General features: G+C 69.1%; 10 protein-coding genes. 5 read left to right on the top strand and 5 right to left on the bottom strand.

The annotated features are described in order from the left end of the window. Positions 1 to 12 precede the first annotated feature (12 nt). The 3 genes from EV670_RS08380 to EV670_RS08370 are packed head-to-tail and all read right to left on the bottom strand — an operon-like array spanning position 13 to position 3692. A complete protein-coding gene (locus EV670_RS08380) occupies positions 13 to 1167 on the bottom strand; it encodes an acyl-CoA dehydrogenase family protein (protein ID WP_130431382.1) in 1155 nt (384 codons plus the stop codon). 33 nt (positions 1168 to 1200) lie between these two features. Beyond that, positions 1201 to 2811 (bottom strand): acyl-CoA carboxylase subunit beta, encoded by a 1611-nt coding sequence (locus tag EV670_RS08375; RefSeq protein ID WP_130431381.1) that lies wholly within the window; start codon positions 2809 to 2811, stop codon positions 1201 to 1203. Next, a complete protein-coding gene (locus EV670_RS08370) occupies positions 2811 to 3692 on the bottom strand; it encodes an SDR family oxidoreductase (protein WP_130431380.1) in 882 nt (293 codons plus the stop codon). The genes EV670_RS08375 and EV670_RS08370 overlap by 1 nt, the downstream gene beginning before the upstream one ends. Positions 3693 to 3834: 142 nt before the next feature. Between EV670_RS08370 and EV670_RS08365 the strand changes: the two genes are divergently transcribed. The 3 genes from EV670_RS08365 (at position 3835) to EV670_RS08355 (ending at position 5312) form a co-directional block, all read left to right on the top strand. Further along, positions 3835 to 4131 (top strand): SCP2 sterol-binding domain-containing protein, encoded by a 297-nt coding sequence (locus tag EV670_RS08365; RefSeq protein ID WP_130431379.1) that lies wholly within the window; start codon positions 3835 to 3837, stop codon positions 4129 to 4131. After that, a complete protein-coding gene (locus EV670_RS08360) occupies positions 4131 to 4616 on the top strand; it encodes a MerR family transcriptional regulator (protein ID WP_242616882.1) in 486 nt (161 codons plus the stop codon). Before EV670_RS08365 ends, EV670_RS08360 begins: the two co-directional genes overlap by 1 nt. Positions 4617 to 4796: 180 nt before the next feature. Next, the gene (locus EV670_RS08355) at positions 4797 to 5312 is read left to right on the top strand and encodes a DUF1269 domain-containing protein (protein ID WP_130431378.1); all 516 of its coding nucleotides are present in this window, start codon (positions 4797 to 4799) and stop codon (positions 5310 to 5312) included. 9 nt (positions 5313 to 5321) lie between these two features. Here the strand turns inward: EV670_RS08355 and recQ are convergent, their stop codons facing one another. Beyond that, positions 5322 to 7223 (bottom strand): DNA helicase RecQ, encoded by a 1902-nt coding sequence (gene recQ, locus EV670_RS08350; RefSeq protein WP_130431377.1) that lies wholly within the window; start codon positions 7221 to 7223, stop codon positions 5322 to 5324. A gap of 76 nt (positions 7224 to 7299) precedes the next feature. Between recQ and EV670_RS08345 the strand changes: the two genes are divergently transcribed. Next, complete coding sequence (locus tag EV670_RS08345; protein WP_130431376.1) at positions 7300 to 7788, top strand: cupin domain-containing protein; 489 nt, start codon at positions 7300 to 7302, stop codon at positions 7786 to 7788. Positions 7789 to 7851: 63 nt separating this feature from the next. Beyond that, on the top strand, positions 7852 to 8343 hold the full coding sequence (ssb, locus tag EV670_RS08340) for a single-stranded DNA-binding protein (protein ID WP_130431375.1): 492 nt from the start codon (positions 7852 to 7854) through the stop codon (positions 8341 to 8343). Between the two features lie 105 nt (positions 8344 to 8448). Here the strand turns inward: ssb and EV670_RS08335 are convergent, their stop codons facing one another. Next, entirely contained in the window at positions 8449 to 13554 is a 5106-nt protein-coding gene (locus EV670_RS08335; protein ID WP_207225029.1) for a DUF4082 domain-containing protein, read from the bottom strand. Between the last annotated feature and the right edge of the window lie 135 nt (positions 13555 to 13689).

Genomic DNA, 13689 nt, shown 5'->3' with positions numbered 1-13689 from the left:
GCATGCCCAGCCTCACTTCACCGCCTTCGGCAAGGTCCCCTCGAGCTTGCAGATGATCCCCAGCATGATCTCGTCCGCCCCACCGCCGATGCTCACGAGACGCGAGTCGCGGTAGGCCTGCGAGATCGGGTTGTCCCAGGTGAAGCCCATGCCGCCCCAGAACTGCAGGCAGGCATCGGGCACCTCGCGGCTGAGCTTGCCGCACTTGAGCTTTGCCATCGAGGCGAGCTTGGTGACGTCCTTGCCGCTGACGTACATCTCGACCGCGCGGTAGGTCAGCGCGCGCAACGCCTCGACCTCGCAGCGCAGCTCGGCCAGCTTGAAGTGAACCGCCTGGTTGTCGAGGATCGGCCGGCCGAAGGTGTGGCGCTGGCGGGTGTAGTCGATGGTCAGGTCGATCAGCCGGTCGAGCGCCTTGAGCGATGACGCCGCGCCCCACAGCCGCTCCTCCTGGAACTGCAGCATCTGGAAGGTGAAGCCCATGCCTTCCTGGCCGATCAGGTTGCGCTGCGGCACGCGCACGTTGTCGAAGAACAGCTGCGCGGTATCCGAGCTGTTCATGCCGATCTTCCTGATCTTCTGCTTGGTGATGCCGGGGGCATCCATCGGCACGATGATCAGGCTCTTGTTCTTGTGGACCGGGCCGTCGCCAGTGTTGGCGAGCAGGCAGCACCAGTCGGCCTTCAGGCCATTGGTGATCCACATCTTGGAGCCGTTGATGACGTAGTCGCCGCCTTCCTTGCGCGCGGTGGTCTTGACCGCCGCGACGTCGGAGCCGCCGCCGGGCTCGCTGACGCCGAGACAGCCGACCACGTCGCCGGCGATCGAGGGCGCGAGGAACTCCTTCTGCAGCTCGGGCGAGCCGAAGCGCGCCAGCGCCGGGGTGCACATGTCGGTGTGGACGCCGATCGCCATCGGCACGCCACCGCAATGCGCTACGCCGAGCGCCTCGGCCATCACCATCGAGTAGCTGAAATCGAGCCCGGCGCCGCCGAGTTCCTCCGGGTACTTGAGGCCGAGCAGGCCGAGGTTGCCGAGCTTCTTGAAGATCGCGTGGCTCGGGAACTCCTCGGCCGCCTCCCACTCGGGCACGAAGGGGTTGATCTCCTTCTCGACGAACTTCATCACGGTGTCGGCGAGGGCGCGGTGTTCGGCGGTGAAGTTCATCGAGGTCTCCGATTGATTGGTTGTTGCTGCCGTTCAGAAGCGCGCGACACCGAAGGTGCTGGGGCGCAGCGTGCGTGCAGCGGCCTCGGCCGTGATCGCCAGGCACAGGCCGAGGATGCGGCGCGTGTCGCGCGGGTCGATCACGCCGTCGTCCCACAGGCGCGCGGTGCCGAACAGCACGTCGCTTTCCTTGTCGAGCCGCAGCCGCAGCTGGTCGCTCATCGCCTGCAGCGCTTCCTCGTTGACCGGCATGCCGGAACGCTCGAGCTTGCCGCGGCCGACGATGTCCATCACCTTGGCGGCCTGCGCGCCGCCCATCACCGAGGTGCGCGCCGAGGGCCAGGCAAAGATGAAGCGCGGGTCGAAGCCGCGCCCGCACATGCCGTAGTTGCCGGCGCCAAAAGAGCCGCCGATCAGGAAGGTGAACTTGGGCACCCGGGCGTTGGCCACCGCCTGGATCATCTTGCTGCCATGCTTGATCGCACCGGCTCGCTCGGCGACGGCGCCGACCATGTAGCCGGTGGTGTTCTGCAAAAAGACCAGCGGCGTGCCGCTCTGGTCGCACTGCTGGATGAACTGCGCGGCCTTGGTCGAGCCGTTGGGCTGGATCGGGCCGTTGTTGCCGATCAGGCCGACCAGTTGGCCATGCACGCGGGCGTGGCCGCAGACCGTGTCGCTGCCGTAGCCGGGCTTGAACTCGAGAAAGTCGGAGCCGTCGACCAGGCGCGCGATGACTTCGCGCACGTCGTACGGTTCGCGATCGTCGGCCGGGACGATGCCGAGCAGTTCTTCGGCCGCGAACTTCGGCTCGTCGAAGACGCCGCCCTCCGGCACCACATCCCAGCGCAGCTTGTCGATCACCTCGCGCGCCAGCGCAATGGCATGCGCGTCGTTCTCGCAGAGATGCTCGCCAAGGCCGGTGACCGTGGCGTGGGTCTCGGCGCCACCGAGTTCCTCTTCGCTCGCGTCCTCGCCGATTGCGGCCTTCACCAGCGGCGGACCGGCGAGAAAGATGCTGGAGCGGCCGCGTACCAGGATCACGGTGTCCGACAGCCCCGGCAGGTAGGCACCGCCGGCGGTGGATGAACCATGCACCACCGCCAGTTGCGGAATGCCGGCCGCCGACAGTCGCGCCTGGTTGGCAAAGCTGCGCCCGCCCTCGATGAAGATCTCGCTCTGGTACATCAGGTTCGCGCCGCCCGACTCGACCAGGTAGACCAGTGGCAGCTTGTTCTCGCGCGCGATCTCCTGCGCGCGCAGCGCCTTCTTCAGCCCCATCGGCGCCACCGTGCCGCCCTTGATGGCACTGTCGCTGGCCGAGACCAGCACCCGCTTGCCGGCAACGATGCCGATGCCGACGATGCTGCCACCGCCCATCACGCTCTTCTTGCCGTCGTCGTCGTGCATGCCGAGGCCGGCCAGCGTCGAGATCTCGAGGAAGTCGCTGCCGCGGTCGATCAGCCGCGCCACGCGCTCGCGTGGCAGCAGCTGGCCGCGAGCCTCGAACTTCGCGCGCTTGGATTCGCCTTCGGCCACCACCTTGGCCTCGAGCGCGCGCACCTGCGCCAGCCGCTCGCCCATCTTGGCGGCGTTGGCCTTGAAGCGTTCACCCCTGGCATCGATGCGGGAGGCCAGCACCGGCATCAGTTGGCTCCCTTCAGCACCTCGGGCTCGACCGCGCGGTGGAAGCCGTCGAAGGGCTTCGAGCGCTCGTGGTCGATGCTCGGGAAGATCGGATCGCCAAGCGGCGCGCCGCCGTCGATCGCCAGCGTGACGCCGGTGATGAAGGCCGCACCGGGCGACAGCAAAAAGCAGATCGCCGCGCTGACCTCGGCCTCGACGCCCATGCGGCGCAGCGGCACATGCTGGCGCAGCTTCGGGATGATCGCCTTCATCGCGCCGCCGTAGGTGTCCATGCCGCTGCTGGCGATCCAGCCCGGCGCGACCGCGTTGACGCGCACGCCGCTGCTGGCCCATTCGAAGGCCGCGGTCTGCGTCAGGTTGCTCATGCCGGCCCGCGCCGCGCCCGAGTGACCCATGCCGGGCATGCCGTTGCGAAAGTCGGCCGTCATGTTGACGATCGCGCCACCGTGCTGCTGCATCGATTGCAGGAAGACTTCGCGCATCATCAGGAAGCCGCCGGTCAGGTTGTTGCTGACCACCGCGTCGAAGCCGCGCTTGCTGATGGCCTGCAACGGCGCCGGGAACTGGCCGCCAGCGTTGTTGACCAGCCCGTGTACCGGCCCGAGCTCGGCCACCACCGAGGCCACCGCGGCCTTGACCTGCTCCTCGTCGCGGATGTCGAAGGCGCGGCAATGAGCCGTGCCGCCGTCCTCGCGGATCTCGGCGGCGACACGATCAAGCTTTTCCTGCGTGCGGCCGCTGATGAGGACCGTGGCGCCGAGCGCTGCAAGCTCGTGCGCGACGCAGCGGCCGATGCCGCTGCCGCCACCGGTGACCCAGTGCAACTGGCCGGCGAACAGGCCGGGCCGCAGCACGCTGGCATAGCGAGAAGGGGTGGACATATGACGAACCTCCGGACGCCGCATTAGGCTTTAGGGTGACGTATACGTCAATCGACTGCCTCATTGGTGAATACGCGGATGCTTGCGGCATGCGCGCCGCCTAGGATCGGCCGCGAATGTTGCCTACCCTGGAGAACTCTGCATGAACTTTCAAGAATGCACCGAAGCGCTGCGCGCCAAGGCCGGCGCCGACTCGGGCCTGAACGCCACCCTCAAGTTCGACTGCGGTGCCGACGGCTGCGTCTACCTGGACGGCAGGTCCACGCCCAACACCGTGAGCAACGACAGCCGCGACGCCGACTGCACCGTGGCCATCACGACCGAGAATCTCTCGGCCCTGCTGACCGGCGATCTGGAGCCGGCGACCGGCTTCATGATGGGCAAGTTCAAGGTCTCGGGCGACATGAGCGTGGCGCTCAAGTTGCAGCGTCTCGTGTAATGGCAGCGCTGCCGCAGCTCAGACTCTCGATGCCGGCCGACGCCCGGAACGCGCGCGCCTTCGTCGCCGCCCACCACGAGCGCGGCGGCGACGAGCTGTTCGGCATCGGCGAGCTGTGCGAGGAGCTCGGCATCTCGCTGCGCGCGATCCGCTTCTACGAGGACAAGGGACTGCTGGCGCCGCGCCGCGTCAACGGCACCCGCGTCTACACGCGACGCGATCGCGCGCGCCTGCTGCTGATCCTGCGCGCGAAGGCGATCGGCTCCTCGCTGGCCGAGATCAAGCAGTACCTCGACCTCTACGGCGACCACGGCGAGGGCCGCGTGCAGCAGCTGCAGTTCGTGGCCGACAAGACCGACGCGGCGATCGCCGAACTCGAGCAACGCAAGGCCCAGATCGAGGCCACGCTGGCCGAGCTGCGGGTGATCAACGCCACCGTCAAGCAACACCTGAAGGCACGCGCGCGCGCCGGCAAGGACGGCTGACGCTGCATCGAGGACCCCCTCTCGCGATCCGGGGCTTCCCTTCGTCCCGGATGACCGACGAGCACCGCATGCTCTCCGGCGCCTTGGTGCGCTTCAGATCACGGCTTGCCTCGGGCGCGGAATGGGTGTACAGCATCGGCTGTTGGGATCCGTCCTCGCACAACCCTTAAGGAGGTGACCATGCGCAGACGCGTCTACTGGCTGATACCCGATCTGGCGAGCGCTCGCCGGACCATGGATGATCTGCTCCTCGCCCGCATCGAGGTGTCGCACATCCACTTCGTGGGGCGCGAGGGCGCCGACCTCTCGGGCCTGCACGCGGCCAACCTGCTGCAGACCTCGGACGTGGTCCGGTCGGCCCAGGCCGGCATCGTGATCGGCGCCGCCGTCGGCGCCGTGGCCGGGTGCCTGGCGGCGTTTCTGTTTGCCGATGCCGGCGAGCCGCCCCAGTGGGGCATCGCCGCCGTGCTCGCGATCCTCGGCGCGCTCATCGGCGCCTGGGCCTCGAGCATGATCGGCATCGCCACGCCGAGCAGCCGGCTCAAGCGCTTCGAACCTGCCATCGAGCAGGGGCAGATCCTGCTGATGGTCGACGTGCCGCGCTCGCGCGTGCTCGAAGTCGAGCGCCGCCTGGAGGCCCTGCATCCCGAGGCTCATCTGGAGGGCGTCGAGCCCAACATCCCGGCCTTTCCCTAGGCGGGGCTCCTACGCGCTTTCAAGCACCCGCAGGATCTCGCGGCCATAGGCCTCGAGCTTCTTCGCGCCGACGCCGCTGACCTCGCCGAGCGAGGCCAGCGAGTCGGGCGCCAGGCGCGCCATCTCGGCCAGCGTGGCGTTGCTGAACACGATGTACGGCGGCAGGCTGTGCTCGCGCGCGACCTCGGTGCGCCATGACTTGAGCGCCTCGAAGCGCGCCTGCCCGGCACCGTCGAGCCCGGCCGGCGCTTCCCTGGCGGCGGCGCCGCGGACCCGCGTCGTGCGGCCGGTCTTGCCGCCGCGCGGCGCCACGTTCGGCACCCGCAGTTGCAGGCTGAGCTCGCCCTTGAGGACGGCGCGTGCGCCGTCGGTGAGCACCAGCGTCTGGTACTCGCCCTCGGTCATCACGCAGCCGAGCGCCACCAGCTGGCGCAACACCGCGCGCCAGCGGCTCTCGTCGAGATCGGCGCCGACGGCGAAAGTGCTGAGCCGCTCGTGGCCGTACTGCGCCACCTTGTCGCTGCGCTTGCCGCGCAGCACGTCGATCAGGTGGCCGGCGCCAAAGGCGCGCGGGCCCTGGTCGTGGCGCTGAAAGCGCAGGATGCAACTCAGCAGCTTCTGCGCCGCCTCGGTGCCGTCCCAGGTGGCCGGCGGCTCCAGGCAGTTGTCGCAGTTGCCACAAGCCGTTGACGACTCCCCGAAGTAGCCGAGCAGCCTCACACGGCGGCAGTCGGTGGCCTCGGCCAGTGCGAGCAAGGCGTCGAGCTTGGCGCGCTGCAGGCGCTTGAACTCCTCGCCCGATTCGCCGTCGTCGATCATGCGACGCTGGTTGACCACGTCGGCCAGGCCGTAGGCCATCCAGGCCTCGGCCGGTTCGCCGTCACGGCCGGCGCGGCCGGTCTCCTGGTAGTAGCTCTCGATGTTCTTGGGCAGGTCGAGGTGGGCCACGAAGCGCACGTCGGGCTTGTCGATGCCCATGCCGAAGGCGATGGTCGCGACCATCACGATGCCATCCTCGCGCAGGAAGCGGTCTTGGTGCTTCTGGCGCACGCCACTGTCGAGCCCGGCGTGGTACGGCAGCGCTGCGATGCCCTCGGTCTCGAGCCAGGCCGCGGTCTCGTCCACCTTCTTGCGGCTCTGGCAATAGACGATGCCGGCCGCGCCCTCGTGCTCCTCGCGCAGGAAGCGCAGCAGCTGGCGCCTGGGATCGTCCTTCTCGACCACCCGGTAGCGGATGTTCGGGCGGTCGAAGCTGCTGATGAACAGGCGCGCGTCTTCGAGTTGCAGGCGCTCGATGATGTCGGCGCGCGTGTGCTCGTCGGCCGTGGCGGTCAGCGCGATGCGCGGCACCGCGGGGAAGCGCTCGTGCAGCACCGACAGGCCGAGGTAGTCGGCACGGAAGTCATGGCCCCACTGGCTCACGCAATGGGCTTCGTCGATCGCGAACAGGCTCAGCAGCCGGCGCTCGGCGAGCGAATCGAGCTGGGCCAGCATGCGCGGCGTGGTCAGCCGCTCGGGCGCCACATAGAGCAGCACGAGGCGGCCGCTCATCATCTCGCGCTCGATGCGCTGCACGTCGGGCAGATCGAGCGTGCTGTTGAGGAACGAGGCATGCACGCCGGCCTCCTCGAGCGCGCCGACCTGGTCGTGCATCAGCGCGATCAGCGGGCTCACGACCACGGTGACGCCGCGCCCGGCGCGGTGGCGCGCGATCGCCGGTACCTGGTAGCACAGGCTCTTGCCGCCGCCGGTGGGCATCAGCACCAGCGCGTCGCCGCCGGCCACCACCCGCTCGACGATCTCGGCCTGCGGGCCACGGTAGGCGGCGTAGCCGAACACGCTCTGCAGGATCTGCAGCGGGTCGGTGGGGGCGAGGGTGGCGTCGGGGCGGGGCGGGGTCACGACAGGCATCCTAGCGGCGCATGGCCCCCGAACGCGCCAAAGCGGCAAGAATGGACCGCTCGCTCCACTCCCGTCGAGGCTGCCGATGAACGAGAACGCCGAGCGCCTGCGCGCGCTGCTGGTCCGCAACTTCAACGAGCTGCCGCTCGAGCGCCACGAGCGCCCGCCGCTGTACGACACCCGGTATGCGCAGCTGTCCGAGGGCACGGCGGCGCGCAAGCTCGGCGCCGGCATCGACATCCTGGCGCCTGGCATGCGCGTCTGCCCCTACCACCTGCATCACGCGCAGGAGGAGATGTTCGTCGTGCTCGAGGGCGAGGGCACGCTGCGGGTGGCAGGGGAACTGGTGCCGATCCGCGCCGGCGACGTGATCTTCATTCCGCCCGGACCCGAGTATCCCCACCAGATCGTCAACAGCTCGGCGGCGCCGCTGAAGTACCTTTCGATCAGCACCCAGGAGCGGCCGGAGCTCTGCGAGTACCCCGACTCCGGCAAGCTCAGCGCCTCGACCGGGCAGGTCAGCCTGCGCAACCGCGCCGAGGCCAATCTCGACTACTGGGACGGCGAACCCTAGGCCGGGGCGCGATGCCCATTCGTCATAATTGAACATTCAGCCCATTCCCCAGCGGAGCGCGTCATGGCCTCGGTCAACAAAGTCATCCTCGTCGGCAACCTCGGCCGCGACCCCGAAGTGCGCTACACGCCCAACGGCGCGGCGATCTGCAACGTCACCATCGCCACCTCGCGCAACTGGAAGGACAAGACCAGCGGCGACAAGGTCGAGGAGACCGAGTGGCACCGCGTGGTCTTCTACGACAAGCTGGCCGAGATCGCCGGCGAGTACCTCAAGAAGGGCCGCTCGGTCTACGTCGAGGGCCGCCTGAAGACCCGCAAGTGGCAGGACAAGGAAGGCAAGGACACCTACACCACCGAGGTCATCGCCACCGAGATGCAGATGCTCGGCAGCCGCGAAGGCATGGGCGGCGGCGAGGGCGGCGGCTACAGCCGCGGCGAAGGTGGTGGCGGTGGTGGCGAACGCCAGCAGCGCGCCCCGGCCGCGCGCCCGGCGCCGGCCGCGCAGAAGCCGGCGACCGGCTTCGACGACATGGACGACGACATTCCGTTCTGAGGGGCGGACTCTCGGCTTCGGCGAACAGGGGCCGGTGACGCATCCGTCACCGGCCCCTTCTTCGTTGGCGCTGCTGCGCCAGCGCGACTGGCGCGGCCTCGTCCTCTACCTCGTCGCGAACGACCAGCTGAGCCGCGCTGCCAGCGAGTTGCCGGCCAGGTCCTTGACGCGCGGGTCGGAAGTCCCGCCGGCGATGCTCACCGTGTAGGTCTTCAGCGCACCCAGATTGGCGTTCGGATTGAGCGTCAGCCTGCGGTTGGTCGCGCTGTAGCTGACCACCGCCGGCACCAGCGCGCCCGCCGAGTCGCGCAGTTCGACGGTGCCCGTGTTGATGGTGGAAGCGTCCATCGGCTCGCTGAAGGTGGCCGTGATGTTGGTACCGCGGCCGATGCCGGTGGCGCCGCTGGCGGGCGTTCTCGCGGTCACGGTCGGCGCCGTGGTGTCGGGCGCGGCGGTAGTGAATGACCAGCTTCGGTTGACGGCCAGCGCGTTGCCGGCCAGGTCCTTGACACGCGGATCGGTCGCCCCGCCGCGAACGGTCGCGGTGTAGAGGGTGGCCGCAGCCAGCGCGCCGCCGGGCGTCAGCGTCGCGACCCGCGTCGTCGCGTTGTAGACGACGCTGGCCGCGACCGGGGTGTTGCCCGGTCCACGCAAGTCGAAGGTGCCGAGGTTGATGGTGGCTGGATCCATGGCCTCGTCGAAGGTGGCGCTGACCACGGCGCTGGTCGCCACACCACCGGCACCACTCGCCGGGGAGATCGATGTCACCGCCGGCGGCGTGAGGTCGGCCGGTGCGGTGGTCGAGAACACCACGTCGACCCAGTAGTTGCTGGACTGGTAGGTGGCCGCGGGAAAGGCCGTCGACGGACCATAGACGTACACGCCATTGCCGCCGCTGGCGCCGTCGCGAAGCGCGCGCAGCGGCGGGCTGTCGACACCGGCGCTGGCGAAATAGCCGTTGTCGCCGGCATAGCGACCGTTCGGCGCCAGGTACGAGGCGACGTAGACGGTGCCGGCGGTGATCGCCACCGGATTGGCGAAGTTCACCTGCTGCCAGCCGGAGGCGGTCTCGTTGACGAAGGTGGCACTCGCGAGCTGCTGGCCGCCGGCGGTCCAGAGCGTACCGACGTGGGTGCCGGTGTTGGTGACGCCCTTGTAGAAGCGGATGCCGGTGATGAAGCCGTTCTGGTCGGACGTGAACTTCACGCCGAGGTTGACCGCGGCCGTATCGCTGTCGCTGATGTTCGTCGGGACGGCACTGGCGGGCCAGATCGTCGTCCCGTTGCCGCTGGGCGCCGGCGCCGGCCCCTCGTCGCTGCCGATCTCGCGCAGGTACGCCGTCAGCGACGCGAGTTCGGTGTCGCTCACGGTGACGTTGTTGTGCGCGCGCACGGCGTCACCGAGCGTGGCAGCCGAGCCATCGTGCAGGTAGGGCGCGCTGGCCCAGACATCACGTAGCGTCGGGATGTCGATGCCGGTGAGCGCGGCGCCAAGCCGCAGCCCGCTGCTGGTCTTGAGCGTCCCGATGTTGGCCGGCGGCACCGTGCCCGAGGCGCTGAACGCTGCGCCGGCGTGGCATGCCGCGCAGTTCTTGCTGACGAACACCGAGCGGCCGGCCATCGCAGCGCCGCTCAGGTTGCCGCTGCCGTCCCGTGCGGGCGACGGGTCGAAGGCGTTGAGCGAGGCCACGTAGGCGGCCAGCGCGTCGAGATCGGCGCTGCGTCCGGCCTTGGGGTCGCCGAGCGGCTGGCTGCGCGTGCCGGCGCTGAAGTCGGCGTCGCTCATCAGGCCCGAGCCGCCGGCGAGCGCGCGGATCTGGCCCTCGAAGTCCTGGACTTCATCGAAGTTGTTGCTCCAGTGAAGGTTGCCCTGGCCGCCCGCGCGGCCGCGCAGGCTGATCGTGTTGCGCAGACCCTCGCCCATGCCGGTGAGGTCCCAGACCCGGCCGTCATGGCCGCCATCGTTGTGGCAGCTGGCGCAGCTCATGTAGCGGTCGCGCGCCAGGCGGGTGTCACGCGCATCGTAGAAGTGCTGCTTGCCGATCAGCACGTTGGCGGCCAGCTTCTCGATCGCCACCGCCGGCAGGGTGGCCAGCAGCGGCACGTCGGCTTCGCTGCCAGCCAGCAGCGTGCGCAGGTCGTGGACGCTGACGCTGCGATCCATGAAGTTGTTGACGTAGAGCGTGTTGCCGTCCGGCGCCAACGCCAGCCCCTGCGGTGCGCGACCGACATCGAAGCGCAGCAACTCGTTGCCGCCGTGCGCGTCGATGATCGCGACCTCGCGACTGGTCTCCAGGGCCACGAAGAGATAGTTGCCGCGGGCGTCGAACACCGCCGCGCTGGCCATGCTGGCGTTGTCGTGATCGATGCGGGCCGCGTAGTCCTCGGCACCGGCCGGCAGCGTGATGCGCGAACTGATCGCCCGGACCGTGTTCTGGAAGTTCAGGTCGGAGCCGTCGCGCAGCGCGCCACGACGGATGTTGTCCTGCTTCGATGGCAGCCAGGCCTGGCTGCCGTCGGGCGAAATGGCTGCCGCGCCCAGATAGTTGGGCACGCCGCGACCCTGGTTCTCGGCGTCCGCCTTGGCACTGTGGCGCAGCGCGATGCTGCGCGTCAGCGCCATGGTCGCGGCATTGACCTCGAGCAACTCGCCGCCGACGAAGTCCGGCGTGCTGATGCTGGCGGTGCCCTCGCCCGGCAGCGGCGGCGTGACGAAGCGCGACACGAAGACGCGAGCACCATCGGCACTCACCGAGAGATGGCGCGCGTTCTGGCCGATCGCCAGGCTGCCGGTCTGGCTGAAGCTGGCGGTATCGAAGCGCAGCAACTGGCCGCCGCCTTCGAGCGCCACGAAAGCCTGCGCGGCCGTCGGCGACATCGCGATGCCGAAGGGCTGCGAGGCGCGCGGCAGCGCGACGGTACGCACCACCGCGCGCGTCGCCGGGTCGATCACGCTGATCGATGCACTCTGCTTGTTGCTGACCCACAGCATGCCGTCCGCGGCCCGCGCAATCGCGCGTGGCGCGGCGCCCACTGCAACTTCCGCCAGCTTGGCACGACTGACCGTGTCGAAGGCGCTGACGCTGTCGTTGTCCTGGTTGACCACCCACAGCCGCGGATTGCCGGTCGCCGGCTCCTCGACCAGCAGGTTGGTCGAGACGCTCGGCTTCTGCGCCGTGGCCGGCAGGTACACCGTTTGCAGGAAGCTGCGGCTGATCAGGTTGCCGCGGTCGTCGGTCACCATCAGCGTGACGCTGTAGATGCCGGCGCGGGTGTAGGTGTGGGCGGCGCTGGCGCTGCTCGACCATTCGGTGGTGGCGCTGCCGTCACCGAAGCTCCAGCGATAGCGCGGATTCACGCCGCTCGCGTCTGCCGTGAACGTGATGCTGCCGTTGGCCTGCACCGGCGTCGCCGGCGGCAACGGGGCCAGATTCAGCGGCGCAGGGTCGGTCACCGTCCAGACGAAGCTGGCACTGGCGGCGTTGATGCCGTCGCTGGCGACGACCACCACGTCGTAGCTGCCGGCCGCGGTGGGCGTGCCGCTGATGGCGCCACTGAGCGCATCGAGCACCAGCCCCGGCGGCAGGCCGCTGGCGCCGTAGCCGAGCGCATCGCCGTTGGGGTCGCTGGCGCTCAGCACCAGGTTGCTGGCCACACCGATGGTGCCGCTCTGCGCGCCGGGAGCGGCGAGCACCGGCACGATCGCCGGATTCGGGTTGGCGGCAATGCCGATCCGCACGATCTTCGCCTCCGATGGCACGCCGGTAGCATCGATCAGGAACAGCATGTAGAAGCCGGGCGGCGCATCGACCGCCTTGGTCGGCAACTGCAGCGCAAGCTTGCTGCCGACGACGGCCAGGCTCAGCTCGACGAAGCGCTGCTCCATGTTGAAGCCGTGAGTCGCCGAGCCGGTCTTGACCAGCGTCGCGCGGCTGATGGCGGCCGGGTTGTCGGTGTCGACCATCAAGGTCTTGCCGATCTCCAGACCAGTGGGCACCGCGCCCAGCGTCGGTCGCGGCGCACGCGTGCCGTTGGACGCGAACAGGTAGGGTGGGTAGTAGATCTCGGCGTTGCGGTTGTTCTGCGGCCCGGGCGCACCACCGCCGACCACCAGCACGCTGGCGTCGGGCATCAGCAGGGCGTTGGAGTGGTAGAGCCTTGCCCTGACCGCGCTGGCGCCGACGCTCCACTGGCCGCTGGTCGGGTCCCAGATCTCGGCCGTGTAGTTGACGTTGGTCATCTCGTTCCAGACCGAGCTGCCGCCGGTGGCCAGCACCCGGCCGTTGGGCAGGATCGTCGCGGTCGACAGCCGCCGCTGCGAAGACATCGACTGGGTCGGCGTCACCACCGGCACGCCGCTGGTGATGTCGATGACGACGGCACCGTTGGAGGCGCCGCCGTACTGCAGGATCCGGCCCGGCCTGAACATCGCCGCACTGGAGTCGTTGCCGCGATTGGCGGCGGCAAACTGCCCGGCCATCGTGATCGCCCCGGTGCCCGAGGCGTTGACGTAGTACATGCGGCCCGCGCTGTCATAGCCGAACACGCGCCCGTCGGGTGCGACGAAGTTGCGCGGGTACATGAAGTCCAGGCCGCCGGTGTTGGCGCTGCTCAGCAGCCGGAAGACGCCGTCGAGTTGGCGCGCCTCCGGCCGGTCGGTGCCTCCACTGCCGCCCTGGATGTAGGTCTCGCCGTTGATCAGCGTGGTCGAGGTCGAGTACCAGCGCGCGCGATTCATGTCCGAACCCGGTGTCAGCGAGTTGTCCAGCGTGCGGAACAGGTTGCTGTCGTTATTGCCGGTGTTGGTGGTCTGGGTGCCGGTCCAGTTGTCGCCGCCGGCCAGGAACACGGTCGGGGCGCCCTGGGGCAGCAGCAATTGCGAGCCGCAGAAGATGTCGGTCGGGGTCAGGTTGGGCAGCGTCAGGTGACCGGTGTCCGGCGCACCGGTGCCGTCCCAGACGTCGTAGACGAACTTGCCAGTCTGCTTGCCGTCCTCGTTGGTGCCGTAGCTGAGGACACCCCCATCCGGCAGCAGCACGGCATGCACCGCGATCAACGGCCAGTTGTAGACCGGCGACCACATGCCCCGCACGTGCGCATCGCCCGGGATCGGCACGCTGGGGACGAAGCCGGCTGGCCTGGCCGTGCGCTCCTGCTGCGCGCTGGCGCTGTCCTGTTCTTCGCTGCCGCCGCCGCAACTGGAAAGCAGCATGACGGCAATCGAGACCGTCAGCGCAGCTCGCCAGTTACCGCGGCTCGCCAGCAGGCGAGGTGTTTCTTGTCGACGCATGACGCGCTCCTCCCGAAACGCGGCCCGATGCGCATGCGCTTGCGTCTATCTCCCAAC

Origin of the sequence: Rivibacter subsaxonicus (genome assembly GCF_004217215.1) — a bacterium.
Lineage (GTDB): Bacteria > Pseudomonadota > Gammaproteobacteria > Burkholderiales > Burkholderiaceae_C > Rivibacter > Rivibacter subsaxonicus.
The sequence above is the reverse complement of the archived record's forward strand: the minus strand, read 5'-3'. Positions and strand labels throughout refer to the sequence as shown.